The following is a 24,216-nucleotide window of genomic DNA, read 5'->3' on the forward strand; positions in this document are numbered from 1 at the left end:
TCCCACCCCTTCCCATCCCGAACAGGACCGTGAAACGACTCCACGCCGATGATAGTGCGGATTGCCCGTGTGAAAGTAGGTAATCGTCAGGCTCCTTACCCTAGACAAACCCCGCCCGCAAAAGGCGGGGTTTGTCGTTTCCGCTCTCACTATAAGTGAGAGCCTATGGGTTCCGAGCGGTCAAGAGTTACTTGACAAAACCTAATCGCTCCCCCATAATCATCAGTTCTCTGCGGAGGGGTGCCCGAGTGGCTAAAGGGGGCAGACTGTAAATCTGTTGGCTTACGCCTACGTTGGTTCGAATCCAACCTCCTCCACCAGAATTCACGTGCTGTAAGCAGTTGTCGGGAAATCGAAAGGTCCTTGCGGGTGTAGCTCAATGGTAGAGCAGAAGCCTTCCAAGCTTACGACGAGGGTTCGATTCCCTTCACCCGCTCCAGCCGGCAAAGTAGATGTAGCGCCCATGTGGCTCAGTGGTAGAGCACTCCCTTGGTAAGGGAGAGGTCGGCAGTTCGATCCTGCCCATGGGCACCAGCTAGTACCAGTGATTGTTTGCGCGGCGCGCAACGTACGGAAAAATCCTCTTAGGAGTCGAAAATGGCCAAAGGTAAGTTTGAGCGGACCAAGCCGCACGTGAACGTCGGCACGATCGGTCACGTTGACCACGGCAAGACCACGCTGACGGCAGCGATCACGACGGTGCTGACGGCAAAGTTCGGCGGCGAAGCAAAGGCCTACGACCAGATCGACGCCGCGCCGGAAGAAAAGGCGCGCGGCATCACGATCAACACGGCGCACGTCGAGTACGAAACGGCTAACCGCCACTATGCACACGTCGACTGCCCGGGCCACGCTGACTACGTGAAGAACATGATCACGGGTGCAGCGCAGATGGACGGCGCGATCCTGGTGTGCTCGGCCGCTGACGGCCCGATGCCGCAAACGCGTGAGCACATCCTGCTGGCGCGTCAGGTTGGCGTGCCGTACATCATCGTGTTCCTGAACAAGTGCGACATGGTCGACGACGCCGAGCTGCTCGAGTTGGTCGAAATGGAAGTGCGCGAACTGCTGTCGAAGTACGACTTCCCGGGCGACGACACGCCGATCATCAAGGGTTCGGCCAAGCTGGCGCTGGAAGGCGACAAGGGCGAGCTGGGCGAAGTGGCGATCATGAACCTGGCCGACGCGCTGGACACGTACATCCCGACGCCGGAGCGCGCAGTTGACGGCGCGTTCCTGATGCCGGTGGAAGACGTGTTCTCGATCTCGGGTCGTGGCACGGTGGTGACGGGCCGCGTCGAGCGCGGTGTCATCAAGGTCGGCGAGGAAATCGAAATCGTCGGTATCAAGCCGACGGTGAAGACGACCTGCACGGGCGTGGAAATGTTCCGCAAGCTGCTCGACCAGGGTCAGGCAGGCGACAACGTTGGTATCCTGCTGCGCGGCACGAAGCGTGAAGACGTGGAGCGTGGCCAGGTGCTGGCCAAGCCGGGTTCGATCACGCCGCACACGCACTTCACGGCTGAGGTGTACGTGCTGAGCAAGGACGAAGGCGGCCGTCACACGCCGTTCTTCAACAACTACCGTCCGCAGTTCTACTTCCGTACGACGGACGTGACGGGCTCGATCGAGCTGCCGAAGGACAAGGAAATGGTGATGCCGGGCGACAACGTGTCGATCACGGTCAAGCTGATCGCCCCGATCGCCATGGAAGAAGGTCTGCGCTTCGCGATCCGCGAAGGTGGCCGTACCGTCGGCGCAGGTGTCGTTGCCAAGATCATCGAGTAAAATCGAGGATTGCTGTAGCAGTATGCAGTGCCCGGGTCTGGGCACTCGCTCCCCGCGGGCGCCCAGACCTACGCTCTTTTCTAATTGGCGATGCAAGATCGCCTCGCTCTTTCCAAGGAATTCGTCATGCAGAACCAGAAAATCCGCATTCGCCTGAAGGCTTTCGACTATCGTCTGATCGATCAATCGGCAGCTGAAATCGTCGACACGGCAAAGCGGACTGGCGCTATCGTTCGTGGTCCGGTTCCCCTGCCCACCCGCATTCAGCGTTTCGACATCCTGCGTTCGCCGCACGTCAACAAGACGTCGCGCGACCAGCTCGAAATCCGCACGCACCAACGCCTGATGGACATCGTCGATCCGACGGACAAGACCGTCGACGCATTGATGAAGCTGGATCTGCCGGCTGGCGTGGACGTCGAAATCAAGCTGCAGTAAGGCTTTCCCGCGTTGCCCGGACAGCCGGGTGCCGCTAAGTCTTTGATTGCTTGCAGAAAACGAAAAGCCTTGCTACAATGCTAGGCTTTTCGCGCATTTGCGTAAAAAAGCCGTTGTGTTTCGCCTTTGAAGCTCGCGGCATTTTGTAAATTAGCCCCGACCAATCGCAGTCGGGAATGGAGAAAACGATGAGCCTTGGACTCGTAGGTCGCAAGGTTGGCATGACCCGTATCTTCACGGCTGATGGGGATTCGATTCCCGTTACCGTGTTGGACGTGTCCGACAACCGCGTGACGCAGATCAAGACTGTTGAAACCGACGGCTACACGGCCGTTCAGGTTGCTTTCGGTACGCGCCGTGCATCGCGCGTGACGAAGCCGTTGGCAGGTCATCTCGCCAAAGCCGGCGTTCAAGCTGGTGAAATCCTCAAGGAATTCCAAATCGATGCCGCCAAGGCTGCCGAGTTGTCGAACGGCGCTGTGATCGGTGTTGATCTCTTCGAAGTGGGCCAGAAGGTCGACGTGCAAGGCACCTCGATCGGTAAGGGCTACGCCGGTACCATCAAGCGTTACAACTTCGGTTCGGGCCGTGCATCGCACGGTAACTCGCGTTCGCACAACGTGCCGGGTTCGATCGGTATGGCGCAAGATCCGGGTCGTGTTTTCCCGGGTAAGCGCATGACGGGCCACATGGGTGACGAGACGGTCACCGTGCAGAACCTCGAGATCGCGCGTATCGACGCAGACCGTAAGCTGTTGCTGGTCAAGGGTGCTGTTCCGGGTGCGAAGGGCGGCAAGGTTTTCGTGACGCCGGCTGTCAAGACGCGTGCCGTGAAAGGAGCGAAATAATGGAACTTAAGCTCCTGAACGCCAATGGTCAGGAAGGCGCAGCGGTCAACGCGTCGGACGTCGTGTTCGGCCGTGACTACAACGAAGCCCTGATCCATCAGATCGTCGTCGCCTACCAGGCGAACGCACGTAGCGGCAACCGCGCTCAGAAGGACCGCGAGCAGGTCAAGCACACCACGAAGAAGCCGTGGCGCCAGAAGGGTACGGGCCGCGCTCGTGCCGGTATGTCGTCGAGCCCGTTGTGGCGTGGCGGTGGTCGTATTTTCCCGAATTCGCCGGAAGAAAATTTCTCGCACAAGGTCAACAAGAAGATGCATCGCGCAGGTCTCTGCTCGATCTTCTCGCAGCTGGCCCGCGAAGGCCGCATCGCGGTTGTCGACGAGCTCACGCTCGAAGCGCCGAAGACGAAGCTGCTGGCCGAAAAGTTCAAGGCAATGGGTCTCGATTCCGTGCTGGTGATCACCGACACGGTTGACGAAAACCTGTACCTCGCGTCGCGCAATCTGGCCCACGTGGCCGTTGTCGAGCCGCGTTACGCCGACCCGCTGTCGCTGATCTACTTCAAGAAAGTGCTGATCACGAAGGCTGCGGTCGCCCAGATCGAGGAGTTGCTGTCATGAGCGAAGTTCGCAAAAACGATCATCGTTTGATGCAAGTTCTGCTCGCGCCGGTGATCTCCGAAAAGGCGACGCTGGTGGCCGACAAGAACGAACAGGTTGTGTTCGAAGTCGCGCCGGATGCGAACAAGCAGGAAGTGAAGGCAGCTGTCGAGCTGCTGTTCAAGGTTGAAGTTGAGTCCGTCAACGTGCTGGTCCAGAAAGGCAAGGCGAAGCGCTTTGGCCGCTTCATGGGCAAGCGCAAGGACGTGAAGAAGGCATACGTGTGCCTGAAGCCCGGCCAGGAAATCAACTTCGAAGCGGAGGCCAAGTAATCATGGCAATCGTGAAAATGAAGCCGACTTCGCCGGGCCGCCGTGCGATGGTCAAGGTGGTCAACAAGGATCTGCACAAGGGCAAGCCGTTCGCACCGCTGCTCGACAAGCAATCCTCGACCGCCGGCCGTAACAACAACGGCCACATCACCACGCGTCACAAGGGTGGTGGTCACAAGCAGCACTATCGTATCGTCGACTTCCGTCGCACGAAGGACGGCATTCCGGCAAAGGTCGAGCGCCTGGAATACGATCCGAACCGCAGCGCCAACATCGCGCTGGTGGTGTACGCAGACGGCGAGCGTCGCTACATCATCGCTCCGAAGGGTCTGACGGTCGGGCAGCAACTGCTGTCGGGTTCGGAAGCGCCGATCCGCGCAGGCAACACGCTGCCGATCCGCAACATCCCCGTTGGTACGACGATTCACTGCGTCGAGATGCTGCCGGGCAAGGGCGCGCAAATCGCGCGTTCGGCTGGTACGTCGGCCATGTTGCTGGCTCGCGAAGGCACGTACGCGCAGGTTCGTCTGCGTTCGGGCGAAATCCGCCGCGTGCACGTCGAGTGCCGCGCGACGATCGGTGAAGTGGGCAACGAAGAGCACAGCCTCCGTCAAATCGGTAAGGCTGGCGCGAACCGCTGGCGCGGTATCCGCCCGACGGTGCGTGGCGTTGCAATGAACCCGGTCGATCACCCGCACGGTGGTGGTGAAGGCAAGACGGCTGCAGGTCGCGATCCGGTGAGCCCGTGGGGTACGCCGACGAAGGGCTATCGCACTCGTAGCAACAAGCGCACGACGAGCATGATCGTCCAGCGCCGTCACAAGCGTTAAGGAGTAGGCAATGGCACGTTCTATTAAAAAAGGTCCGTTCTGCGACGCCCATTTGCTGAAGAAAGTTGAGGCGGCTGCAGCATCGCGCGACAAGAAGCCGATCAAGACCTGGTCGCGTCGCTCGACGATCCTGCCGGACTTCATCGGTCTGACGATCGCTGTTCACAACGGCCGTCAACACGTTCCGGTGTACGTCACGGAAAACATGGTCGGCCACAAGCTTGGCGAGTTCGCATTGACCCGTACGTTCAAGGGTCACGCGGCCGACAAGAAGGCCAAGAAATAAGGGGCAATCAAGATGGAAGTGAAAGCAATTCATCGCGGTGCCCGCATCTCGGCGCAGAAGACGCGCCTTGTGGCTGACCAGATTCGTGGTTTGCCGGTCGACAAGGCGCTGAACGTTCTGACGTTCTCGCCGAAGAAGGCGGCGGGTATCGTTAAGAAGGTCGTGCTGTCTGCGATCGCGAATGCGGAGCACAACGAAGGCGCCGATATCGACGAGCTCAAGATCAAGAGCATCTACGTCGACAAGGCTGCTTCGCTGAAGCGTTTCACCGCACGTGCGAAGGGTCGCGGTAACCGCATCGAGAAGCAATCCTGTCACATCACTGTGACGGTCGGGAATTAAGGAGCCATACGATGGGACAGAAAATTCATCCGACTGGCTTCCGTTTGGCCGTCAGCCGCAATTGGGCTTCGCGTTGGTACGCGAACAACAACAATTTCGCGGCGATGTTGCAGGAAGACATCGGTGTTCGTGAATACCTGAAGAAGAAGCTGAAGAACGCGTCCGTCGGCCGCGTTGTGATCGAGCGTCCTGCCAAGAACGCGCGTATCACGATTTTCAGCTCGCGTCCGGGTGTCGTGATCGGCAAGAAGGGTGAAGACATCGAACTGCTGAAGTCCGAGCTGCAAAAGCGCATGGGCGTTCCGGTTCACGTCAACATCGAAGAAATCCGCAAGCCGGAAACGGATGCGCAGCTGATCGCTGATTCGATCACGCAACAGCTCGAGCGCCGGATCATGTTCCGCCGCGCGATGAAGCGTGCGATGCAAAACGCAATGCGTCTTGGCGCCCAAGGCATCAAGATCATGAGCGCAGGCCGTCTGAACGGCATCGAAATCGCTCGTACGGAATGGTATCGCGAAGGCCGCGTGCCTCTGCATACGCTGCGTGCGGACATCGACTACGCAACCTCGGAAGCGAAGACGACGTACGGCATCATTGGCGTGAAGGTGTGGGTCTACAAGGGCGACACGCTCGGCCGCAACGACGCTCCGGTGGTGGAAGAAGTCGCCGAAGAAAAGCGTCCGCGCCGCAACGCACGTCCGGGCGACCGCCGCCCGCGTCGCGATGGTGAAGGTGCACCGGCAGGTGCTCGCCGTGGCGCACCGCGCCGCGCCGGCGCCGGCGACGGTAAGACTGGAGAATAACGATGCTGCAACCGAAACGCAGGAAGTATCGCAAAGAGCAGAAGGGTCGTAACACTGGCGTGGCAACGCGTGGTAACGCGGTGTCGTTCGGTGAATACGGTCTGAAGGCTATCGGTCGCGGCCGCCTGACCGCGCGTCAGATTGAAGCAGCGCGTCGTGCAATGACGCGTCACATCAAGCGTGGCGGCCGTATCTGGATTCGCATTTTCCCGGACAAGCCGATCTCGCAAAAGCCGGCTGAAGTACGTATGGGTAACGGTAAGGGTAACCCGGAGTACTACGTCGCTGAGATTCAACCGGGCAAGATGCTGTACGAAATGGACGGTGTGTCCGAAGAACTGGCACGTGAAGCGTTCCGTCTGGCTGCAGCCAAGCTGCCGCTGAAGACGACGTTCATGGTTCGCCAGCTCGGCGCCTAAGGAGTGAATGATGAAGGCATCCGAACTTCACCAGAAAGATAAGGCCGCGCTCGACAAGGAGCTGTCGGACCTGTTGAAGGCGCAATTCGGCCTGCGCATGCAGCTCGCGACGCAGCAGCTCACGAACACGAGCCAGCTGAAGAAGGTTCGTCGCGACATCGCACGTGTGCGGACCGTCCTGACTGAGAAGGCGAACCAGAAATGAACGATAGCGTAAAAACCTCGCTCAAGCGGACGCTGGTCGGCAAGGTCGTCAGCAACAAGATGGACAAGACGGTTACCGTGCTGGTCGAGCACCGCGTGAAGCACCCGATCTACGGCAAGTACGTCGTACGTTCGAAGAAGTATCACGCTCACGACGAAGCGAACACGTACAACGAGGGCGACCTCGTTGAAATCCAGGAAACTCGTCCGGTGTCGAAGACGAAGGCCTGGACGGTGTCGCGCCTGGTCGAAGCTGCTCGCATCATCTAAAGCAGCTGGGCAACAGAAGTAGTTGAAATCGCAGTAGATTTCGCTTGCAAGACCGAGATTATTTGTTATAATCTCGGTCTTCCCTCTTTGTGGGAGCCCCATCGCGGGCGAAGTCGTAGGTGGGGGAAGCGGCATGGGCGCCAGTCCATGTCGGCAGAATCACCGGATTGCGATGGCGGGTTTCGTTAGCCGTCGCTGCTGTTCTAACCCAAGCAGCCGTAGGCTGACGGGACCAAGACTGACCGAGTGCATCATGGTGGTGCAATCGGATTAAGTTGGGAAAGATAAACCATGATCCAGACCGAAACTCGGCTCGAAGTGGCCGACAACACGGGTGCACGTGAAGTCATGTGCATCAAGGTGCTCGGCGGCTCGAAGCGTCGTTATGCCAACATCGGCGACATCATCAAGGTGAGCGTCAAAGAGGCAACGCCGCGCGGGCGCGTGAAGAAAGGCGAAATCTATAACGCCGTGGTGGTTCGCACCGCCAAGGGCGTTCGCCGTCAAGACGGCTCGCTGATCAAGTTCGACGGCAACGCCGCCGTGCTTTTGAATACCAAGCTCGAGCCTATCGGCACCCGCATCTTCGGGCCGGTCACGCGTGAGCTGCGTAGCGAACGCTTCATGAAGATCGTTTCGCTCGCGCCGGAAGTGCTGTAAGGAGCCGAGATGAACAAGATTCGCAAGGGTGACGAAGTCCTCGTCATCACCGGCAAAGATAAGGGCAAGCGCGGTGTCGTTCTGGCTGTTGCAGGCGATCGTGTAACCGTCGAAGGCCTGAATATCGCCAAGAAGCATGTGAAGCCGAACCCGATGAAGGGTACGACGGGCGGCGTGGAAGCGAAGGCAATGCCGCTGCACATTTCGAACGTCGCGCTGGTCGACGCGAATGGCAAGCCGTCGCGTGTCGGCATCAAGGTCGAAGGAGACAAGAAGGTTCGTTTCCTGAAGTCGACCGGTGCTGTGCTGGGCGCCTGACGCGGAGTAAAAAATGGCACGTTTGCAAGAATTTTATAAAGAGAAGGTTGTCCCCGGCCTGATCGAGAAGTTCGGTTACAAGTCCGTGATGGAAGTGCCGCGCATCACCAAGATCACCCTGAACATGGGTCTTGGCGAAGCCGTCGCTGACAAGAAGATCATCGAGAACGCCGTTGGCGATCTGACGAAGATCGCGGGCCAGAAGCCGGTGATCACGAAGGCACGCAAGGCAATCGCGGGCTTCAAGATCCGTCAGGGTTATCCGATCGGCGCAATGGTCACGCTGCGTGGCCGGGCGATGTACGAATTCCTGGACCGTTTCGTGACGGTCGCGCTCCCGCGTGTGCGTGACTTCCGTGGCGTGTCGGGTCGTGCATTCGACGGTCGTGGCAACTACAACATCGGTGTGAAAGAGCAGATCATTTTCCCCGAAATCGACTACGACAAAATCGACGCACTGCGTGGGCTGAACATCAGCATCACGACAACTGCGAAGACTGACGACGAAGCAAAGGCACTGCTCGCCAGCTTCAAGTTCCCGTTCAGAAACTGAGGTTACCGTGGCTAAACTGGCACTGATCGAACGTGAAAAGAAGCGTGCGCGCCTGGCTGCCAAGTTCGCACCGAAGCGTGCTGAGCTGAAGGCAATCATCGACGACCAAAGCAAGTCGGAAGAAGAGCGTTATGCGGCTCGCCTCGAGCTGCAGCAACTGCCGCGCAATGCAAACCCGACCCGTAAGCGCAACCGTTGCGCGATCACTGGTCGTCCGCGTGGCACGTTCCGTAAATTCGGGCTGGCGCGTAACAAGATTCGTGAAATCGCGTTCCGCGGCGAGATCCCTGGCCTGACCAAGGCGAGCTGGTAATAGGAGAAACGTAAATGAGCATGAGTGATCCTATCGCCGATATGCTGACTCGCATCCGCAATGCGCAGATGGTCGAGAAGGTTTCGGTGACGATGCCCTCGTCGAAAGTCAAGGTTGCAATCGCGCAAGTCCTGAAGGATGAAGGCTATATCGACGATTTCGCAGTGAAGGCTGAAGGTGCGAAGTCGGAATTGAACATCGCGTTGAAGTACTACGCTGGCCGTCCGGTTATCGAGCGCCTCGAGCGCGTCTCGAAGCCTGGCCTGCGCGTGTACCGCGGCCGTAACGACATTCCGCAGGTCATGAATGGCCTCGGCGTTGCGATCGTTTCGACGCCGAAGGGTGTGATGACCGACCGCAAGGCGCGCGCTACTGGCGTCGGCGGCGAAGTCATCTGCTACGTCGCTTAAAGCCGAAGGGAGAGAGGAACATGTCTCGAGTAGGTAAAAGCCCGATCGCGCTGCAAGGCGCAGAAGTGGCCCTGAGCGACGAGCGCATTACCGTCAAGGGCCCGCTGGGTACGATTACGCAAAACGCGAATCGCCTGGTGAAGGTGGTGAACGACAACGGCACGCTGAAGTTCGAGCCGGTTGACGAAAGCCGCGAAGCAAATGCGATGTCGGGCACGATGCGCGCGCTGGTCGCGAACATGGTGCAAGGCGTGACGAAGGGTTTCGAGCGCAAGCTGACGCTGGTTGGCGTTGGTTATCGTGCGCAAGCGCAAGGCGACAAGCTGAACCTGTCGCTGGGTTTCTCGCACCCCGTGGTGCACCAGATGCCTGAAGGCGTCAAGGCTGAAACTCCGTCGCAGACCGAAATCGTGATCAAGGGGATCGACAAACAGAAAGTTGGCCAGGTCGCTGCAGAAGTGCGCGGCTACCGTCCGCCGGAGCCCTATAAGGGCAAGGGCGTGCGCTATGCCAACGAGGTTGTGATCCTCAAAGAAACGAAGAAGAAGTAAGGGTGCGCAATCATGGATAAGACTCAATCTCGCCTGCGCCGCGCTCGTCAGACGCGTCTCAAGATCGCTGAGCTGCAAGTCGCGCGTCTGGCCGTGCATCGCACGAACACGCACATCTATGCGCAAGTGTTCTCGCCGTGCGGCACCAAGGTGCTCGCCAGCGCATCGACGCTCGAAGCCGAAGTGCGTGCGCAGCTGGCCGACCAATCGGGCAAGGGCGGCAACGTCGCCGCTGCTACGCTGATCGGCAAGCGCATCGCAGAAAAGGCTAAGGCTGCCGGCATCGAATCCGTCGCCTTTGACCGCTCGGGTTTCCGCTACCACGGCCGCGTGAAGGCGCTGGCTGATGCGGCGCGCGAAGCCGGGCTCAAGTTCTAAGGAAGGAATTCGTCATGGCAAAGATGCAAGCGAAAGTTCAGGCTGACGAACGCGACGACGGCCTTCGCGAAAAGATGATTTCGGTCAATCGCGTGACCAAGGTCGTGAAGGGTGGCCGTATTCTCGGCTTCGCCGCACTGACCGTGGTTGGCGACGGTGATGGCCGCGTCGGCATGGGCAAGGGCAAGGCTAAGGAAGTGCCTGTTGCTGTTCAAAAGGCAATGGAACAAGCCCGCCGCAACATGTTCAAGGTGCCGCTCAAGAACGGTACGTTGCAACACGAAGTGCACGGCAAGCACGGTGCATCCACGGTTCTCCTCGCTCCGGCGAAGGACGGTACCGGCGTGATCGCTGGCGGCCCGATGCGCGCAGTGTTCGACGTGATGGGCGTGCAAAACGTCGTGGCCAAGAGCCACGGTTCGACGAACCCGTACAACCTCGTTCGTGCGACGCTGGACGGTCTGCGCAAGCAGTCGACCCCGGCTGACATCGCGGCGAAGCGTGGTAAGTCCGTCGAAGAAATTCTGGGCTAAGGTGGTCACCATGTCTGAAAAAACTGTCAAGGTTCAGCTCGTCAAGAGCCTGATTGGGACCCGCGAATCGCACCGCGCCACGGTGCGCGGTCTTGGCCTGCGCCGCCTGAACTCGGTTAGCGAGCTGCAGGACACGCCGGCTGTGCGCGGCATGATCAACAAGGTCTCGTACCTCGTTAAGGTCATCGGCTAAGCGGCCGTTCGGGCACTCAAGGAGTTGATAATGGAATTGAATAACCTGAAGCCGGCTGAAGGCGCGAAGCACGCAAAGCGTCGCGTCGGTCGCGGCATCGGCTCCGGCCTCGGCAAGACCGCTGGCCGTGGTCACAAGGGTCAGAAATCGCGTTCGGGCGGCTTCCACAAGGTCGGCTTCGAAGGCGGTCAGATGCCTCTGCAACGCCGTCTGCCCAAGCGTGGCTTTACCTCGCTGACGAAGGAATTCGTCGGTGAAGTGCGCCTTGGCGATCTGGAAAAGCTGCCGGTCGACGAAATCGATCTGCTCGCGCTGAAGCAAGCCGGTCTGATCGGCGAGATGATGACGAGCGCCAAGATAATCGCGACGGGCGAGCTGAAGCGCAAGGTCGTCGTGAAGGGTCTGGGTGCGACGAAGGGCGCGCGCGCTGCGATCGAAGCAGCTGGCGGTTCTTTCGCCGAGTAACGTGCAAGTCGTTTGCCGTCACTAGCATTTGCATCGGAGAAGGTACTTGGCTAACAGCCCGAGTCTCGCAAAACCCGGTCGAAGCGCGGCGAAGTTTGGCGATCTGCGTCGGCGTGCAGTGTTCCTGCTGCTGGCGCTGGTCGTCTACCGTATTGGCGCGCATATTCCGGTGCCGGGTATCGACCCGGACCAGCTGGCAAAGCTGTTCCAAAGCCAGTCGGGCGGCATCCTTGGCATGTTCAACATGTTCTCGGGTGGCGCACTTTCGCGGTTCACGATTTTCGCGCTGGGGATCATGCCGTACATCTCGGCGTCGATCATCATGCAGTTGCTGGCGATTGTCTCGCCGCAGCTGGAAGCGCTGAAGAAGGAAGGGCAGGCAGGTCAACGGAAGATCACGCAGTACACGCGTGTCTTTACGGTGGTTCTGGCCACGTTCCAGGCTTTCGGTATCGCTGTCGCGCTTGAAAATCAGCCGGCATTGGTGATCGATCCTGGCATGGTGTTCCGGCTGACGACGGTTGTAACGCTCGTGACGGGCACGATGTTCCTGATGTGGCTCGGTGAGCAAATCACGGAACGTGGCCTCGGCAACGGCATTTCGATCATTATTTTCGGCGGTATCGCGGCGGGCTTTCCTAATGCGATCGGTGGTCTCTTCGAACTGGTTCGCACCGGCTCGATGAGCATCATTTCGGCGATCATCGTGGTCGCGCTGATTGCTGCTGTGACGTATCTGGTCGTGTTCATCGAACGCGGCCAGCGCAAGATCCTTGTGAACTATGCAAAGCGGCAGGTCGGCAACAAGATTTACGGTGGACAGTCGTCGCATCTGCCGTTGAAGTTGAACATGTCGGGCGTGATTCCGCCGATCTTCGCATCGTCGATCATCCTGTTCCCGGCAACCATCCTGAACTGGTTTAGTTCCGGATCGCGGACCGGCTGGTTCGCGGACACGCTGCACAATGTGGCCGAAGCGCTCAAGCCTGGTCAGCCGGTGTACGTGTTGCTGTATGCGTTGGCGATCGTGTTCTTCTGCTTCTTCTACACCGCGCTGGTGTTCAACAGCAGGGAAACGGCCGACAACCTGAAGAAGAGTGGTGCATTCGTCCCGGGTATCCGTCCGGGTGACCAGACGGCACGCTATATCGACCGCATCCTGACGCGTCTGACGCTGGCCGGTGCGATCTACATCGTGTTCGTCTGCTTGCTGCCCGAGTTTTTGGTGCTGCGCTGGAATGTGCCGTTTTATTTTGGTGGAACGTCGCTGCTGATCATTGTCGTCGTCACAATGGACTTCATGGCGCAGGTGCAGTCGTACGTTATGTCGCAACAGTATGAGTCGCTGCTGAAGAAGGCAAACTTCAAGGGCGGCGGCGTCCCGATGCGTTGAAAGGACTTATGGCCAAAGACGATGTAATCCAGATGCAAGGCGAGGTTATCGAAAACCTCCCTAATGCTACCTTCCGGGTGAAGCTGGAAAACGGCCATGTCGTATTGGGACATATTTCCGGCAAGATGCGGATGCACTACATCCGTATCCTTCCGGGCGACAAGGTGACGGTTGAATTGACGCCTTACGATCTGTCGCGTGCGCGGATCGTGTTCCGGGCGAAGTGATTTGAAAAAAGGGTAATATCATGAAAGTGATGGCATCGGTTAAGCGCATTTGCCGCAATTGCAAGATCATCAAGCGCAAGGGCGTCGTTCGCGTGATTTGCAGCTCTGATCCGCGCCACAAGCAGCGTCAAGGCTGAACGCCGCGCTTTTGTTTGCGCTTTTTGTTTGAGGAAAAACAATGGCTCGTATCGCAGGGGTTAACATCCCGAACCACCAGCATACCGAAATCGGCCTGACGGCTATCTACGGTATCGGCCGCACGCGTTCGCGCGACATTTGCGTCGCAGCTGGTGTGGCATTTTCGAAGAAGGTTAAGGACCTGACCGACGCAGACCTCGAAAAGCTGCGTGAAGAAGTCGGCAAGTTCATCGTTGAAGGCGATCTGCGCCGTGAAACGACGATGAACATTAAGCGCCTGATGGACCTCGGTTGCTATCGTGGCGTGCGCCATCGTAAGGGTCTTCCCCTGCGTGGCCAACGTACGCGTACGAATGCTCGTACGCGCAAGGGTCCGCGTCGTGCAGCGCAAGCGCTGAAGAAGTAAGCGAGACTGACAGTTACAGGAAAACGTAATGGCTAAGGCTTCGAACAACTCCGCGGCGCAACGCGTTCGCAAGAAGGTTAAGAAGAACGTCGCCGAGGGCGTGGTTCACGTTCACGCGTCGTTCAACAACACCATCATCACGATCACCGATCGTCAGGGCAACGCATTGGCCTGGGCGACGTCGGGTGGCCAGGGTTTCAAAGGTTCGCGTAAGTCGACCCCGTTTGCAGCTCAGGTTGCAGCCGAATCGGCTGGCCGCGTGGCGATGGAATACGGCGTGAAGAACCTCGAAGTGCGGATCAAGGGCCCCGGTCCTGGCCGTGAGTCCGCGGTGCGCGCGCTGCATGGTCTTGGCATCAAGATCACCGCGATCTCCGACGTGACGCCGGTTCCGCACAACGGCTGCCGTCCGCCGAAGCGTCGTCGTATCTAAGACGCTTGCTCCGCTTGCGCCTGTTGCCGCTAACGGCGGTAGCAGGCTGCTTGCGTTATTGAATTGACTAAGCCCACCGTTCGACCCAAAGGGTTCGGACTAGCGTGACTGTACGTTCACGTGATCAATCATAGAAGGAATGCAAAGTGGCACGCTATATCGGCCCTAAAGCCAAGCTGTCTCGCCGTGAAGGCACCGATCTCTTCCTGAAGAGCGCCCGTCGTTCGCTCGCTGACAAGTGCAAGCTTGACAGCAAGCCGGGTCAACATGGCCGCACCTCGGGCGCGCGTACGTCCGATTACGGCACGCAGCTGCGCGAAAAGCAAAAAGTGAAGCGCATCTATGGCGTGCTCGAGCGCCAGTTCCGCCGTTACTTCGCTGAAGCCGACCGCCGCAAGGGCAACACGGGTGAAAACCTGCTGCAATTGCTCGAGTCGCGTCTGGACAACGTCGTGTATCGCATGGGCTTCGGCTCGACGCGTGCAGAAGCACGTCAGCTCGTGAGCCACAAGGCAATCACGGTGAACGGCGTCGTCGCGAACATCCCGTCGCTGCAAGTCAAGGCTGGCGACGTGGTCGCCGTGCGCGAACAGGCCAAGAAACAGGCGCGTATTCTCGAAGCGCTGTCGCTCGCCGAACAAGGCGGTCTGCCGCAGTGGGTTGCTGTCGATTCGAAGAAGTTCGAAGGCACGTTCAAGGCAATGCCGGAACGCAGCGACATCGCTGGCGACATCAACGAAAGCCTGATCGTCGAATTGTATTCGCGCTAATCGGATTAACGGCCGAGGTTCCCTGATTGCGCTAAGCAAGGGGTCGCCTCGGCTGTTTATTTTCAGGTTGTTACCGGTCAGCCTTATCGGTGTAACGAGCCGAGGGTATTGAAAAGGAAAACCTATGCAAACCAGTTTGTTGAAGCCCAAGATTATCGCTGTTGAATCGCTTGGCGAAAGCCACGCGAAAGTGGTCATGGAGCCGTTTGAACGCGGTTACGGCCACACCTTGGGCAACGCGCTTCGGCGCGTGTTGCTGTCGTCGATGGTGGGCTACGCGCCGACCGAAGTGACGATCGCAGGCGTCGTGCATGAGTATTCGACGCTCGACGGTGTGCAAGAGGACGTGGTCAACCTGCTGTTGAACCTGAAGGGCGTGGTGTTCAAGCTGCATAACCGTGACGAAGTGACGGTTACGCTGCGCAAGGAAGGCGAAGGCGTCGTCACGGCTGGCGACATCGAACTCGCGCACGACTGTGAAGTCATCAACCCGGATCACGTGATCGCACATCTGTCGAAGGGCGGCAAGCTCGACGTGCAGATCAAGGTCGAGAAGGGCCGTGGCTACGTGCCGGGCAACGTGCGTCGTTACGGCGAAGAGTCGGCCAAGATCATCGGTCGTATCGTGCTGGACGCGTCGTTCTCGCCGGTTCGCCGCGTGAGCTACGCCGTGGAAAGCGCGCGTGTCGAACAGCGTACCGACCTCGACAAGCTCGTGATGAACATCGAAACGAACGGTGTGATCTCGCCGGAAGAAGCGATCCGTCAATCGGCGCGTATTCTGGTCGATCAGCTGTCGGTGTTCGCGGCGCTGGAAGGCACGGAAGCAGCGGCAGAAGCTCCGTCGCGCGCTCCGCAGATCGATCCGATCCTGCTGCGTCCGGTCGATGATCTCGAACTGACGGTTCGTTCGGCGAACTGCCTGAAGGCCGAGAACATCTACTACATCGGCGACCTGATCCAGCGCACGGAAAACGAGCTGCTGAAGACGCCGAACCTGGGCCGCAAGTCGCTGAACGAGATCAAGGAAGTGCTCGCTTCACGCGGTCTTACGCTCGGCATGAAGCTCGAAAACTGGCCGCCGGCTGGTCTCGACAAGTAACACGCGTGGCATGAACTGGCAAAGACGCGGATTTTCCTTTAAAATCCGCGTCTTGCCGTTTTTTAGATACCGGCCCGTGCTTTCCCGTGAAAGCGATAGAAGAGCTGGACCAAAACTTTGAATCAAGGAAACTGAAATGCGTCACCGTCATGGTCTGCGGAAACTGAACCGCACGAGCAGCCACCGTCTGGCAATGCTCCGTAACATGTCCAACTCGCTGATCGAGCACGAAGTCATCAAGACGACGCTGCCGAAGGCGAAGGAACTCCGTAAAGTCGTCGAGCCGCTGATCACGCTCGGCAAGAAGCCGTCGCTGGCAAATCGTCGTCTGGCGTTCAACCGCCTGCGCGATCGTGACTCGGTCACGAAGCTGTTCGACGTGCTCGGCCCGCGCTTCGCGAACCGTCCGGGTGGCTACCTGCGCATTCTGAAGTTCGGTTTCCGCGTCGGCGACAACGCACCGATGGCACTGGTCGAACTGCTCGACCGTCCGGAAGTCGAGGAAGTCGAAAACGTTGCAGAAGCTGAATAAGCGTTCTGACAGCCAAAAGAAAGCCAGGCAAATCGCCTGGCTTTTTTGTTTGCGGCGTGCGTTTTTCCTGTGCCATTCGGCCGCAAGCGGCGTCTCGGGGCGAGGTGTTACGATAGCGTCACCCTGTTTTGGAACACACGGGAGCGGGCGGTGAACGTAAATGTGACTGTGGTGATGACGACCGTGCCAGACCGTGCGACAGCTGAAAAACTGGCTCATGAGGCGCTTGTCGCGCGCCTCGCGGCGTGTGTCACGCAGCTTGGCACCGTGCAGTCGAGCTTCCACTGGCAGGGGAAAATCGAATCGGCGGAAGAAATCCAGTTGCTGTTCAAGACGAGTGTCGTTCGGACACTCGAACTCGAGCGGTTCATCCAGGCTCAGCATCCGTACGACACGCCCGAAATCCTCTCCTGGCAGGTCACCGCGTCGGCCGCTTACGGCCAATGGGTGAACGCCGAAACGCAACGTCCCATCCATGTTTAACGGTTTTCCGCGCCGCTGGCGTCACATCGCGCGCTTTCTCACTGTCGTCGCAAGCATTCTGCTGCTGTCGCTATCGGCGACGAATGCGGTTCGCGCCGCAGATGACTTCCTCGACCCCGCGGTCGCCTTCAAGTTCAGCGCGTCGGAGCAACCGGGCGAAGTGCTCGTTCACTATGCAATCGCCGACGGCTACTACATGTACCGCGAGCGCTTTGCCTTCGCGACCCGCAACGGGGCGGTGACGATCGGCGAAGCGCAATTGCCAGCGGGGCATGTGAAGTTCGATCAGACCTTCAACAAGAACGTCGAAACGTATCGCGGAGAGCTAACCATTCGCGTGCCCGTGAAACAGGCCAGCGGTGCGTTCGACCTTGCCGTCATGTCCCAAGGCTGCGCCGATGCCGGCATCTGTTACCCGCCGATGGAGCGCGTCTATCACGTGACGGGCGCGGCACTGCACGCGGCCGTGGCGGGCAACACGGAATCGGCTCAGGGCGTTCGCGGGGATCCCGATGTTCAGAGCGGTGCTTCATGGTATGAGCGCGCAACCAGCGCCGACTACGCTCAATCGCTGCTGCAGGGCGGCGGCTTCTTCGCGATCGTCGGCTTGTACTTCATCGCGGGCGTCGTGCTAAGCCTGCTTCCCTGTTCATATCCGATGATCCCGATCCTGTCGGCCATCATCATCGGAGAAGGGCCCAATGTGACGCGGGCTCGGGGTTTCACACTGTCGCTGGCCTATGTGGTCGGCATGGCGTTGGTGTACACGGTGCTTGGCATCGCCGCGGCGCTCGTCGGACAGAGCCTCGGGGCGTGGCTGCAGAATCCGTGGGTGCTGGGTGCCTTCGCCGTTCTGCTTTCCATTTTCGCGCTGACCTTGATCGCCGGCGTCGATATCGTATTGCCGCAGCGTTGGCAGAACGATGTCTCGAAGGCGTCCGAGGGCCGGTCCGGCGGCAAGTTCGCGGCCGTCGCCGTGATGGGGGCGTTATCCGCTTTGGTGGTGGGCGCGTGCATGACCGCGCCGTTGTTCGCCGTGCTCGCGTTTATCGCGCACACCGGCAACGCGGTCCTGGGCGGTGCGGCCCTCTTTTCAATGGGTATCGGGCTGGGCGTGCCGCTGCTGATCATCGGATTGGGCGCGGGCACGTTGCTGCCCCGTGCGGGCGCCTGGATGGACAGCGTGAAGGTGTTCTTCGGCGTTGTGCTGCTGGCTGCCGCACTGTGGATCGTGTGGCCGGTTCTGGGCACGACGGCGCAGATGCTGTTGGCGGCCGTGTGGCTGCTGGTCGCAGCGGCCGGTCTGGGACTTTTTTCGCCGCAAGCCAGCACCGGCTCGATCTGGCGGGGACTCGGGCGTGGACTTGGCGCGGCGCTCGCGATCTGGGCCGCTACCTTGCTGGTCGGTCTGGCCGCAGGGTCGACCGATCCGCTGAAGCCGCTTGCCGTGCTCGCCAGCCGGGCGCCAAATGCGCCGGCCACAGAGGCCCGGCAGGGCGATCTGTCCTTCGCCCCGGTACATTCCTCGGTCCAGCTCGACGAAGCCGTTAAAACGGCCGCACAGCCCGCTATGCTCGATTTTTATGCGGACTGGTGTGTCAGCTGCAAGGAGATGGAGAAGTTCACGTTCAGCGACCCGCGCGTCCAGGCCAAGCTGAAGCAGATGCATCTGCTGCGCGCCGACGTGACGGCGAACAACGCCGACGATCAGATGCTGCTCAAACGCTTCAATCTGTTCGGACCACCGGGGATCATCTTTTTCGACCGCGGCGGTAACGAGGTACTGCGCGTTGTCGGCTACGAATCGGCGGATAAATTCCTCAAGAGCCTGGATCGCGCCACGGTTTCGCCGCAGACCTGACGCCTTCGTCTCGGGGACATGGGCGCGAGCGGCCCGACTCCTGCTCGGAAGAAGCGGAATCACAAAGCAAAAAGCGGAGACCGTCCCAAAACAGCCTCCGCCTGTAATTCGTTCAAGCCATCGCCGCCAGGTGTTAGCGGCGATGCTCCGACGCTCACTTCTGCGCGCGCAGCAGCCGCGCCGCATCCAGCGCGAAATACGTCAGCACGCCGTCCGCGCCCGCGCGCTTGAAGGCGAGCAGCGACTCCATCATGACCTTGTCGTGATCCAGCCAGCCGTTCTGCGCGGCGGCCTTCAGCATTGCGTACTCGCCGCTCACCTGGTAGACGTACGTCGGGAAGCGGAACTCGTCCTTCACGCGACGCACGATATCCAGATACGGCATGCCAGGCTTGACCATCACCATGTCTGCGCCTTCGTCGATATCAGCGCGCACTTCGCGCAGCGCTTCGTCCGAGTTGGCCGGATCGAGCTGATATGTCATCTTGTTGCTCTTGCCGAGATTTGCGGCGGAGCCGACGGCATCGCGGAATGGCCCGTAGAACGCCGACGCGAACTTTGCCGAGTAAGCCATGATCCGTGTATGGATGTGCCCTTCGCTTTCGAGCATTTCGCGAATCGAACCGATCCGGCCGTCCATCATGTCCGAGGGCGCAACGATGTCGACGCCTGCCTCAGCCTGCGCCTTCGCCTGTTCGACGAGGATCTCGACCGTTTCGTCGTTGATCACGTAGCCGTTTTCGTCAAGCACGCCGTCCTGGCCGTGGCTCGTGTACGGGTCGAGCGCCACGTCCGTCAGCACGCCCAGTTCCGGGAAGTGCTTTTTCAGCTCGCGCACTGCGCGCGGAATCAGACCCGCCTCGTTGGTCGCCTCGCGGCCGTCGGGCGTCTTCAGCGACGGCTCGATCGCCGGGAACAGCGACAACACAGGCACGCCGAGTTCCACGCATTGTTCGGCGACACCCATCAACAGGTCGACGGATACACGCTCGACGCCCGGCATCGACGGCACCGTCTGACGCGCGTTCGTGCCTTCGATCACGAAAACCGGGTAGATCAGGTCATTGGTGGTGAGGATGTTTTCGCGCATCATGCGGCGCGAGAATTCGTCACGGCGCATGCGGCGCGGACGGTGGTGCGGATAAAAGCTCATGTGAGGATGTCTGCAAGAGTCAAAAATGCTGGCCGTGCCCCTGCCAGAAACTTTTCGAGACAATGGTATATCATACCGATCGAGCAAGGCGCCTAGCGCTGACCTCCCCGCTTCTCCTCCCTGAGCGGGTGCCTGTCGTTTTTCGATTAGGCTGTTTAACCCGCCGTTACTAGCGGCGGGTTTTTTTCTGGGCGAACGAAAAGCGCCGCCGAAGCCGCGCAAAAGGGCTGTGAGCCTTATTCCGCCCGGGTCGACGTTTCGCTGGAATCGCCCGTCGCTGCAGGCGCGACCCAGCTTTCGATCAATTCATGCGCCTCGTCGAGGCCGATCCGCTTCAGCGCGGAGAAGAGCTGGGCGGTCAATTCGCCTTGGTAGCCTGCCGCGCGATACTCATCCAACCCTTTCTTCGTCGCGCGTAACGCGTTGATGCTTTCCTGGCGAGTCAATTTGTCGCACTTGGTCAGCAGCGTGTGAATCGGCTTGCCGGTCGGCGCAAACCACTCGATCATCCGCCGATCCAGATCGGTCAGCGGCCGGCGCGAATCCATCATCAGGATCATGCCGCGCAGCTGCGCGCGGGCTTGCAGGTACGTGGACAGCAACTGCTCCCAGTGCGCCTTCGCCGCGCCGGGCACTTCGGCGTAACCGTAGCCCGGAAGGTCGACCAGATTCGCAACGGGCTCGTCCGCTGGCCCCACCGAGAAGTAATTGATGTGCTGCGTGCGTCCCGGCGTCTTGCTGGCGAACGCGAGCCGTTTCTGGTTGCACAGGATGTTGATGGCCGTCGATTTTCCCGCGTTCGAGCGCCCGGCAAACGCGACCTCGGGCTGCGGCGACGGCGGCAGATCGCGCAGATGATTGACGGTCGTAAAAAAGCGGGCTTGATGGAGCAGGAAAGACATGGGAACCAGATGGACGGGTAGGGAGGCGTCAAGCGGGACGCCGGGCGAACGTCCAGTGAACGTCGACGGACGCGATGAAAAGCCATGCAAGGCCGATGCAGCCCGGCCGCCAAGGCCGGAGAGGCCCGACTGGCGCCAGCGCGATTAGCTTGGTATTGTACAATACGATGGTTTACTGAAAACCTGAGAGGCCGCCGCGTGGGCCTCCGCGGCCAGCCGGCCGCTGTCGTATTTTGCAGAACCTCTAATTCCCACAAGACGAAACAGGGTGTGCGAATGAATCGACTGGGCAAGGTACTGGTGGTACTTCACACAGCAGCAAGTCTTTCAGGTTTGGCAGTACAGGCAAGGGCAGCAGATCAGGCAAAGCCGGATTTGAATCGGGGGCAGGCAATCGCGGCGCAGGTGTGCGCTTCATGTCACGGTGCGGATGGCAATAGCGCGGGCGGCGCTTATCCGAAGCTCGCCGGCCAGCATCCCGAATATCTCGTCAAGCAGCTCAAGGATTTCAAAACACAACCCGGCGCGAAGCAGCCCGCCCGCAACAATGCGATCATGGCAGGCATGGTCGCGGCCTTGACCGATCAGGACATGGTCAACGTGGCGGCGTATTTTGCGTCGCAGACACCGAAGCCCGGCTACGCGCACAACAAGGACACCGTGCCGCTCGGGCAAAAGATCTATCGCGCGGGCATCGCCGACAAGGGCGTGCCTGCCTGTGCGAGTTGCCACGGGCCGACGGGCCAGGGGATTCCGTCGCAGTATCCGCGCCTGTCGGGACAGTGGGCCGAATACACGGTGGCGCAGCTGAACGCGTTCACGCAGGGAGCGGGCGCGCGCAACAACAACGAGGCGATGCACGCTATCGCATCGCGCTTGTCGGATAGCGAGATCAAGGCTGTCGCCGATTACATCGCGGGCTTGCATTAAGAGTCCGTAGGAAAGCGAAGCCGGCCATGCAACGGCCGGCGAGAAAACAAGAAAAGGGTGAGGGAATCGCAGCGAGCGATGTCCCTGCACCCTTTTTTGCTGTTCAGTCGGAGTTTGAATGAGCGTCACCACGTCGGGTCTGGAGTTGAAGTCGCGGCAGCGCTTCGTGCGCACGTCGGTCGAATTGCTGAGTTCGATGCGCTTTGCGATTGCGCTGCTCGTGATCCTGTCGATCGCGAGCATCATCGGCACGGTGCTCACGCAGGACGACCCGTATCCGAACTACGTCAACCAGTTCGGCCCGTTCTGGGCGGACATCTTCCGCTCGCTGAGCCTGTACAACGTGTACAGCGCCTGGTGGTTCATGCTGATCCTCGGCTTTCTCGTCGTGTCGGTCTCGCTGTGCGTGATCCGCAACGCGCCGAAGATGATCGCCGATACGAAAAGCTGGAAAGACAAGGTCCGCGAAGGCAGCCTGCGCGCGTTCCATCACAAGGGCGAGTTCGACGTGCCGGGCGCGACGCGCGCGCAGGCCGCGCAGACGCTCGGCAAGCTGTCGGCCAGGCTCGGCTACAAGTACGTGACGCGCGAAAGCGAAGGCGCGACGCTGATCGCCGCGAAGCGCGGCGCGCTCACCAAGCTCGGCTATATCTCGGCGCACCTTGCGATCGTCATCATCTGTATCGGCGGGCTGCTCGACAGCAATCTGCCCATCAAGCTGCAAATGTGGCTGTTCGACAAGACGCCGATCCGCAGCAACACCGTCATCAACGACATTGCGCCGGAACACCGGCTGGCACAGGGCAATCCGACTTTCCGCGGCTACGCGTGGGTACCCGAAGGCCAGCATGTGTCGACGGCGATACTGAACCAGCAGGACGGCTCGCTGATTCAGGACTTGCCGTTCTCGATCGAACTGAAGAAGTTCATCGTCGACTACTACTCGACGGGCATGCCGAAGCTGTTCGCCAGCGACATCGTCGTGATCGACCACAAGACGGGCGCGCGCATTCCGGCGCGCGTCGAGGTGAACAAGCCATTCGAGTACGAAGGCGTGTCGATCTACCAGTCGAGCTTCCAGGACGGCGGCTCGCAGATGCAGATGACAGCCTGGCCGATGACGGGCAGCAACACGCACACCGAGCCGTTCAACGGCGAGATCGGCGGCTCCAGGGTGTTGAATGCGTCGATGCCCGGCGCGGACGGCCAGACCGTCGAGTTCGCCGATTTCCGCGCGATCAACGTCGAGAACATTTCGAACGGCAATGGCGAGAACGACGCGCGCGGCGTGGCCGCGCACCAGTCGCTGAAGGAAGCGTTCGACGAGCGCCTCGGCTCCGGCGCGAAGACGTCCAAGCCTGTCGATCTGCGCAACGTGGGCCCGTCGGTGCAGTACAAGGTTCGCGACAAGGATGGCCAGGCGCGCGAGTACAACAACTACATGCTGCCCGTCGACGTGAACGGCGAACGCGTGTTCCTCGCCGGCATGCGCGCGAATCCCGACGATCCGTTCCGCTATCTGCGCATTCCCGCCGACGCGGGCGGCACGGTCACCGAGTGGATGCGCATGCGCGCGGCGCTCGCGGACCCGGCCATTCGCGCGCAGGCGGCGCGCGACTTCGCTCAGCGCTCGGTGCAGTCGAATATGGACTTGCAGAAGCATCTGGAAGAAAGCGCATCGCGCGTGCTAACGCTCTTCGCGGGCGACGACCCGACGCTCGGCAACGCGGCCAATGGTCAGAAGATTGGCGGTTTCCAGGCGGTCGCCGCGTTCATCGACCGCTCTGTCCCGAAGGGCGAGCAGGAGAAGGCGGCAGGACTCTTGCTTCGGATGCTGGAGGGCTCGATGTGGGACGTGTGGCAACTCGCGCGCAAGCAGGCGGGAGAAGGCCCGGCGAGCGTCGACGCGACTACGAGCCGGTTCGTCCAGAGCTCGATCAACGCAATTTCAGACAGTTTTTTGTACGGTTCGCCCGTCTTTTTGCAGCTCGACTCCTTCAAGCAGGTGCAAGCTTCGGTATTTCAGTTGACGCGCGCGCCGGGCAAAAAAGTCGTGTATCTTGGCAGCCTGCTCCTCGTATTGGGCATCTTTTCGATGTTCTATGTCCGTGAACGGCGCCTGTGGTTCTGGCTCAAGGACGCTGTCGGGCGCGACGGCGTGACTGTCGTCATGGCGATGTCGACGGCGCGCAAGACGTTCGACTTCGAGAAGGAGGTTGCCCAGACGCGCGAAGCCGTCGGTGCGGCGCTGGGCGGCAAGGCTGTCGAAGCCGATCGCGCCCACGAGGCAACGGCCGCCGCTCCCGCAATGAGTGACGCGACCGCGGATTCCCCCGATTCGACCCGGTAA

At 60.0% G+C, this 24,216-nt stretch carries 36 protein-coding genes, 3 tRNA genes and 1 rRNA gene; 38 read left to right on the forward strand and 2 right to left on the reverse strand.

Annotated elements, in window-relative coordinates:
• The 36 genes from rrf to dsbD form a co-directional block, all read left to right on the forward strand.
• Nucleotides 1-92 (forward strand): 5S ribosomal RNA (gene rrf / locus H3V53_RS43970); the annotation flags it as partial.
• Nucleotides 93-234: 142 nt separating this feature from the next.
• A tRNA-Tyr gene (locus H3V53_RS10035) sits at nt 235-320 on the forward strand.
• A gap of 45 nt (nt 321-365) precedes the next feature.
• Nucleotides 366-439: transfer RNA gene (locus H3V53_RS10040), tRNA-Gly, on the forward strand.
• Nucleotides 440-459: 20 nt separating this feature from the next.
• A tRNA-Thr gene (locus H3V53_RS10045) sits at nt 460-534 on the forward strand.
• Nucleotides 535-597: 63 nt separating this feature from the next.
• Nucleotides 598-1,788, forward strand: coding sequence for an elongation factor Tu (gene tuf / locus H3V53_RS10050; RefSeq protein WP_012402197.1), 1,191 nt, complete (start codon nt 598-600; stop codon nt 1,786-1,788).
• A gap of 126 nt (nt 1,789-1,914) precedes the next feature.
• A complete protein-coding gene (gene rpsJ / locus H3V53_RS10055; protein WP_006998489.1) occupies nt 1,915-2,226 on the forward strand; it encodes a 30S ribosomal protein S10 in 312 nt (103 codons plus the stop codon).
• A gap of 188 nt (nt 2,227-2,414) precedes the next feature.
• The gene (rplC, locus tag H3V53_RS10060) at nt 2,415-3,074 is read left to right on the forward strand and encodes a 50S ribosomal protein L3 (RefSeq protein WP_054918551.1); all 660 of its coding nucleotides are present in this window, start codon (nt 2,415-2,417) and stop codon (nt 3,072-3,074) included.
• Nucleotides 3,074-3,694: a 50S ribosomal protein L4 gene (gene rplD, locus H3V53_RS10065; RefSeq protein ID WP_007730523.1), complete on the forward strand. Its 621-nt coding sequence runs from the start codon at nt 3,074-3,076 to the stop codon at nt 3,692-3,694. Before rplC ends, rplD begins: the two co-directional genes overlap by 1 nt.
• Entirely contained in the window at nt 3,691-4,005 is a 315-nt protein-coding gene (rplW, locus tag H3V53_RS10070; RefSeq protein ID WP_336597821.1) for a 50S ribosomal protein L23, read from the forward strand. Before rplD ends, rplW begins: the two co-directional genes overlap by 4 nt.
• Nucleotides 4,006-4,007: 2 nt before the next feature.
• On the forward strand, nt 4,008-4,835 hold the full coding sequence (rplB, locus tag H3V53_RS10075) for a 50S ribosomal protein L2 (protein ID WP_054918500.1): 828 nt from the start codon (nt 4,008-4,010) through the stop codon (nt 4,833-4,835).
• 10 nt (nt 4,836-4,845) lie between these two features.
• Nucleotides 4,846-5,121, forward strand: coding sequence for a 30S ribosomal protein S19 (rpsS, locus tag H3V53_RS10080; protein WP_006998484.1), 276 nt, complete (start codon nt 4,846-4,848; stop codon nt 5,119-5,121).
• A gap of 12 nt (nt 5,122-5,133) precedes the next feature.
• Nucleotides 5,134-5,463, forward strand: a complete 330-nt coding sequence (gene rplV, locus H3V53_RS10085; RefSeq protein ID WP_004199272.1) for a 50S ribosomal protein L22 — start codon at nt 5,134-5,136, stop codon at nt 5,461-5,463.
• A gap of 11 nt (nt 5,464-5,474) precedes the next feature.
• Complete coding sequence (gene rpsC, locus H3V53_RS10090) at nt 5,475-6,269, forward strand: 30S ribosomal protein S3 (RefSeq protein ID WP_336597822.1); 795 nt, start codon at nt 5,475-5,477, stop codon at nt 6,267-6,269.
• Nucleotides 6,270-6,271: 2 nt separating this feature from the next.
• Entirely contained in the window at nt 6,272-6,688 is a 417-nt protein-coding gene (gene rplP, locus H3V53_RS10095; protein WP_012402192.1) for a 50S ribosomal protein L16, read from the forward strand.
• A 10-nt stretch (nt 6,689-6,698) separates the two neighbouring features.
• Nucleotides 6,699-6,893, forward strand: a complete 195-nt coding sequence (gene rpmC / locus H3V53_RS10100) for a 50S ribosomal protein L29 (RefSeq protein WP_054918554.1) — start codon at nt 6,699-6,701, stop codon at nt 6,891-6,893.
• A complete protein-coding gene (rpsQ, locus tag H3V53_RS10105; protein ID WP_054918505.1) occupies nt 6,890-7,162 on the forward strand; it encodes a 30S ribosomal protein S17 in 273 nt (90 codons plus the stop codon). Before rpmC ends, rpsQ begins: the two co-directional genes overlap by 4 nt.
• A 291-nt stretch (nt 7,163-7,453) precedes the next feature.
• A complete protein-coding gene (gene rplN, locus H3V53_RS10110; protein ID WP_012402188.1) occupies nt 7,454-7,822 on the forward strand; it encodes a 50S ribosomal protein L14 in 369 nt (122 codons plus the stop codon).
• Nucleotides 7,823-7,831: 9 nt separating this feature from the next.
• The gene (gene rplX, locus H3V53_RS10115) at nt 7,832-8,140 is read left to right on the forward strand and encodes a 50S ribosomal protein L24 (protein WP_336597823.1); all 309 of its coding nucleotides are present in this window, start codon (nt 7,832-7,834) and stop codon (nt 8,138-8,140) included.
• Nucleotides 8,141-8,153: 13 nt separating this feature from the next.
• Nucleotides 8,154-8,693: a 50S ribosomal protein L5 gene (gene rplE / locus H3V53_RS10120; RefSeq protein WP_152767450.1), complete on the forward strand. Its 540-nt coding sequence runs from the start codon at nt 8,154-8,156 to the stop codon at nt 8,691-8,693.
• A gap of 7 nt (nt 8,694-8,700) precedes the next feature.
• Nucleotides 8,701-9,006, forward strand: coding sequence for a 30S ribosomal protein S14 (rpsN, locus tag H3V53_RS10125; protein ID WP_054918510.1), 306 nt, complete (start codon nt 8,701-8,703; stop codon nt 9,004-9,006).
• A 14-nt stretch (nt 9,007-9,020) separates the two neighbouring features.
• The gene (rpsH, locus tag H3V53_RS10130; protein WP_007730595.1) at nt 9,021-9,416 is read left to right on the forward strand and encodes a 30S ribosomal protein S8; all 396 of its coding nucleotides are present in this window, start codon (nt 9,021-9,023) and stop codon (nt 9,414-9,416) included.
• A 20-nt stretch (nt 9,417-9,436) separates the two neighbouring features.
• Nucleotides 9,437-9,967, forward strand: coding sequence for a 50S ribosomal protein L6 (gene rplF, locus H3V53_RS10135; RefSeq protein WP_054918512.1), 531 nt, complete (start codon nt 9,437-9,439; stop codon nt 9,965-9,967).
• Between the two features lie 12 nt (nt 9,968-9,979).
• Nucleotides 9,980-10,345 carry a 50S ribosomal protein L18 gene (gene rplR, locus H3V53_RS10140; protein ID WP_042269746.1) on the forward strand — a complete coding sequence of 122 codons (366 nt, stop codon included), beginning with the start codon at nt 9,980-9,982 and terminating at the stop codon, nt 10,343-10,345.
• 14 nt (nt 10,346-10,359) lie between these two features.
• Nucleotides 10,360-10,878 (forward strand): 30S ribosomal protein S5, encoded by a 519-nt coding sequence (rpsE, locus tag H3V53_RS10145; protein ID WP_004197945.1) that lies wholly within the window; start codon nt 10,360-10,362, stop codon nt 10,876-10,878.
• A gap of 10 nt (nt 10,879-10,888) precedes the next feature.
• Nucleotides 10,889-11,071, forward strand: coding sequence for a 50S ribosomal protein L30 (gene rpmD, locus H3V53_RS10150; protein WP_004202755.1), 183 nt, complete (start codon nt 10,889-10,891; stop codon nt 11,069-11,071).
• Nucleotides 11,072-11,101: 30 nt separating this feature from the next.
• Complete coding sequence (gene rplO / locus H3V53_RS10155) at nt 11,102-11,536, forward strand: 50S ribosomal protein L15 (protein ID WP_028367645.1); 435 nt, start codon at nt 11,102-11,104, stop codon at nt 11,534-11,536.
• A 46-nt stretch (nt 11,537-11,582) separates the two neighbouring features.
• A complete protein-coding gene (gene secY, locus H3V53_RS10160) occupies nt 11,583-12,929 on the forward strand; it encodes a preprotein translocase subunit SecY (protein WP_012402182.1) in 1,347 nt (448 codons plus the stop codon).
• A gap of 8 nt (nt 12,930-12,937) precedes the next feature.
• Complete coding sequence (gene infA / locus H3V53_RS10165; RefSeq protein WP_004521905.1) at nt 12,938-13,156, forward strand: translation initiation factor IF-1; 219 nt, start codon at nt 12,938-12,940, stop codon at nt 13,154-13,156.
• 20 nt (nt 13,157-13,176) lie between these two features.
• Complete coding sequence (gene rpmJ / locus H3V53_RS10170; protein ID WP_004199844.1) at nt 13,177-13,293, forward strand: 50S ribosomal protein L36; 117 nt, start codon at nt 13,177-13,179, stop codon at nt 13,291-13,293.
• A 41-nt stretch (nt 13,294-13,334) separates the two neighbouring features.
• The gene (gene rpsM, locus H3V53_RS10175) at nt 13,335-13,700 is read left to right on the forward strand and encodes a 30S ribosomal protein S13 (protein ID WP_054918516.1); all 366 of its coding nucleotides are present in this window, start codon (nt 13,335-13,337) and stop codon (nt 13,698-13,700) included.
• Between the two features lie 28 nt (nt 13,701-13,728).
• Complete coding sequence (gene rpsK / locus H3V53_RS10180) at nt 13,729-14,133, forward strand: 30S ribosomal protein S11 (RefSeq protein ID WP_006052224.1); 405 nt, start codon at nt 13,729-13,731, stop codon at nt 14,131-14,133.
• A 146-nt stretch (nt 14,134-14,279) separates the two neighbouring features.
• Nucleotides 14,280-14,903 carry a 30S ribosomal protein S4 gene (gene rpsD, locus H3V53_RS10185; RefSeq protein WP_054918518.1) on the forward strand — a complete coding sequence of 208 codons (624 nt, stop codon included), beginning with the start codon at nt 14,280-14,282 and terminating at the stop codon, nt 14,901-14,903.
• A 124-nt stretch (nt 14,904-15,027) separates the two neighbouring features.
• Nucleotides 15,028-16,005, forward strand: coding sequence for a DNA-directed RNA polymerase subunit alpha (locus H3V53_RS10190; RefSeq protein WP_007730697.1), 978 nt, complete (start codon nt 15,028-15,030; stop codon nt 16,003-16,005).
• A 136-nt stretch (nt 16,006-16,141) separates the two neighbouring features.
• On the forward strand, nt 16,142-16,537 hold the full coding sequence (gene rplQ / locus H3V53_RS10195; protein WP_007730705.1) for a 50S ribosomal protein L17: 396 nt from the start codon (nt 16,142-16,144) through the stop codon (nt 16,535-16,537).
• Between the two features lie 150 nt (nt 16,538-16,687).
• On the forward strand, nt 16,688-17,020 hold the full coding sequence (gene cutA / locus H3V53_RS10200; RefSeq protein ID WP_336597824.1) for a divalent-cation tolerance protein CutA: 333 nt from the start codon (nt 16,688-16,690) through the stop codon (nt 17,018-17,020).
• Nucleotides 17,013-18,881: a protein-disulfide reductase DsbD gene (dsbD, locus tag H3V53_RS10205; protein WP_336597825.1), complete on the forward strand. Its 1,869-nt coding sequence runs from the start codon at nt 17,013-17,015 to the stop codon at nt 18,879-18,881. The genes cutA and dsbD overlap by 8 nt, the downstream gene beginning before the upstream one ends.
• A gap of 154 nt (nt 18,882-19,035) precedes the next feature.
• On the opposite strand, the gene hemB is transcribed toward dsbD, so the two are convergent.
• Together hemB and yihA are read right to left on the reverse strand one after the other, a co-directional pair.
• Nucleotides 19,036-20,034, reverse strand: coding sequence for a porphobilinogen synthase (gene hemB / locus H3V53_RS10210; protein ID WP_336597826.1), 999 nt, complete (start codon nt 20,032-20,034; stop codon nt 19,036-19,038).
• 236 nt (nt 20,035-20,270) lie between these two features.
• The gene (gene yihA / locus H3V53_RS10215) at nt 20,271-20,936 is read right to left on the reverse strand and encodes a ribosome biogenesis GTP-binding protein YihA/YsxC (protein WP_336597827.1); all 666 of its coding nucleotides are present in this window, start codon (nt 20,934-20,936) and stop codon (nt 20,271-20,273) included.
• A 276-nt stretch (nt 20,937-21,212) separates the two neighbouring features.
• On the opposite strand from yihA, the gene H3V53_RS10220 reads away from it, so the two are divergent.
• Both H3V53_RS10220 and H3V53_RS10225 read left to right on the forward strand, forming a co-directional pair.
• Nucleotides 21,213-21,866 (forward strand): c-type cytochrome, encoded by a 654-nt coding sequence (locus H3V53_RS10220; RefSeq protein WP_054918526.1) that lies wholly within the window; start codon nt 21,213-21,215, stop codon nt 21,864-21,866.
• Between the two features lie 118 nt (nt 21,867-21,984).
• Complete coding sequence (locus H3V53_RS10225; protein WP_336597828.1) at nt 21,985-24,216, forward strand: cytochrome c biogenesis protein ResB; 2,232 nt, start codon at nt 21,985-21,987, stop codon at nt 24,214-24,216.

Source organism: Paraburkholderia bengalensis (assembly GCF_037126505.1).
Classification (GTDB): Bacteria; Pseudomonadota; Gammaproteobacteria; order Burkholderiales; family Burkholderiaceae; genus Paraburkholderia; species Paraburkholderia bengalensis.

Excerpts from the sequence above, each read along its gene's own strand:
- tuf (WP_012402197.1), top strand. The coding sequence starts at position 598 with ATGGCCAAAGGTAAGTTTGAGCGGACCAAGCCGCACGTGAACGTCGGC.
- rpsJ (WP_006998489.1), top strand. The coding sequence starts at position 1,915 with ATGCAGAACCAGAAAATCCGCATTCGCCTGAAGGCTTTCGACTATCGT.
- rplC (WP_054918551.1), top strand. The coding sequence starts at position 2,415 with ATGAGCCTTGGACTCGTAGGTCGCAAGGTTGGCATGACCCGTATCTTC.
- rplD (WP_007730523.1), top strand. The coding sequence starts at position 3,074 with ATGGAACTTAAGCTCCTGAACGCCAATGGTCAGGAAGGCGCAGCGGTC.
- rplW (WP_336597821.1), top strand. The coding sequence starts at position 3,691 with ATGAGCGAAGTTCGCAAAAACGATCATCGTTTGATGCAAGTTCTGCTC.
- rplB (WP_054918500.1), top strand. The coding sequence starts at position 4,008 with ATGGCAATCGTGAAAATGAAGCCGACTTCGCCGGGCCGCCGTGCGATG.
- rpsS (WP_006998484.1), top strand. The coding sequence starts at position 4,846 with ATGGCACGTTCTATTAAAAAAGGTCCGTTCTGCGACGCCCATTTGCTG.
- rplV (WP_004199272.1), top strand. The coding sequence starts at position 5,134 with ATGGAAGTGAAAGCAATTCATCGCGGTGCCCGCATCTCGGCGCAGAAG.
- rpsC (WP_336597822.1), top strand. The coding sequence starts at position 5,475 with ATGGGACAGAAAATTCATCCGACTGGCTTCCGTTTGGCCGTCAGCCGC.
- rplP (WP_012402192.1), top strand. The coding sequence starts at position 6,272 with ATGCTGCAACCGAAACGCAGGAAGTATCGCAAAGAGCAGAAGGGTCGT.
- rpmC (WP_054918554.1), top strand. The coding sequence starts at position 6,699 with ATGAAGGCATCCGAACTTCACCAGAAAGATAAGGCCGCGCTCGACAAG.
- rpsQ (WP_054918505.1), top strand. The coding sequence starts at position 6,890 with ATGAACGATAGCGTAAAAACCTCGCTCAAGCGGACGCTGGTCGGCAAG.
- rplN (WP_012402188.1), top strand. The coding sequence starts at position 7,454 with ATGATCCAGACCGAAACTCGGCTCGAAGTGGCCGACAACACGGGTGCA.
- rplX (WP_336597823.1), top strand. The coding sequence starts at position 7,832 with ATGAACAAGATTCGCAAGGGTGACGAAGTCCTCGTCATCACCGGCAAA.
- rplE (WP_152767450.1), top strand. The coding sequence starts at position 8,154 with ATGGCACGTTTGCAAGAATTTTATAAAGAGAAGGTTGTCCCCGGCCTG.
- rpsH (WP_007730595.1), top strand. The coding sequence starts at position 9,021 with ATGAGCATGAGTGATCCTATCGCCGATATGCTGACTCGCATCCGCAAT.
- rplF (WP_054918512.1), top strand. The coding sequence starts at position 9,437 with ATGTCTCGAGTAGGTAAAAGCCCGATCGCGCTGCAAGGCGCAGAAGTG.
- rplR (WP_042269746.1), top strand. The coding sequence starts at position 9,980 with ATGGATAAGACTCAATCTCGCCTGCGCCGCGCTCGTCAGACGCGTCTC.
- rpsE (WP_004197945.1), top strand. The coding sequence starts at position 10,360 with ATGGCAAAGATGCAAGCGAAAGTTCAGGCTGACGAACGCGACGACGGC.
- rpmD (WP_004202755.1), top strand. The coding sequence starts at position 10,889 with ATGTCTGAAAAAACTGTCAAGGTTCAGCTCGTCAAGAGCCTGATTGGG.
- rplO (WP_028367645.1), top strand. The coding sequence starts at position 11,102 with ATGGAATTGAATAACCTGAAGCCGGCTGAAGGCGCGAAGCACGCAAAG.
- infA (WP_004521905.1), top strand. The coding sequence starts at position 12,938 with ATGGCCAAAGACGATGTAATCCAGATGCAAGGCGAGGTTATCGAAAAC.
- rpmJ (WP_004199844.1), top strand. The coding sequence starts at position 13,177 with ATGAAAGTGATGGCATCGGTTAAGCGCATTTGCCGCAATTGCAAGATC.
- rpsM (WP_054918516.1), top strand. The coding sequence starts at position 13,335 with ATGGCTCGTATCGCAGGGGTTAACATCCCGAACCACCAGCATACCGAA.
- rpsK (WP_006052224.1), top strand. The coding sequence starts at position 13,729 with ATGGCTAAGGCTTCGAACAACTCCGCGGCGCAACGCGTTCGCAAGAAG.
- H3V53_RS10190 (WP_007730697.1), top strand. The coding sequence starts at position 15,028 with ATGCAAACCAGTTTGTTGAAGCCCAAGATTATCGCTGTTGAATCGCTT.
- rplQ (WP_007730705.1), top strand. The coding sequence starts at position 16,142 with ATGCGTCACCGTCATGGTCTGCGGAAACTGAACCGCACGAGCAGCCAC.
- dsbD (WP_336597825.1), top strand. The coding sequence starts at position 17,013 with ATGTTTAACGGTTTTCCGCGCCGCTGGCGTCACATCGCGCGCTTTCTC.
- hemB (WP_336597826.1), bottom strand. The coding sequence starts at position 20,034 with ATGAGCTTTTATCCGCACCACCGTCCGCGCCGCATGCGCCGTGACGAA.
- yihA (WP_336597827.1), bottom strand. The coding sequence starts at position 20,936 with ATGTCTTTCCTGCTCCATCAAGCCCGCTTTTTTACGACCGTCAATCAT.
- H3V53_RS10220 (WP_054918526.1), top strand. The coding sequence starts at position 21,213 with ATGAATCGACTGGGCAAGGTACTGGTGGTACTTCACACAGCAGCAAGT.
- H3V53_RS10225 (WP_336597828.1), top strand. The coding sequence starts at position 21,985 with ATGAGCGTCACCACGTCGGGTCTGGAGTTGAAGTCGCGGCAGCGCTTC.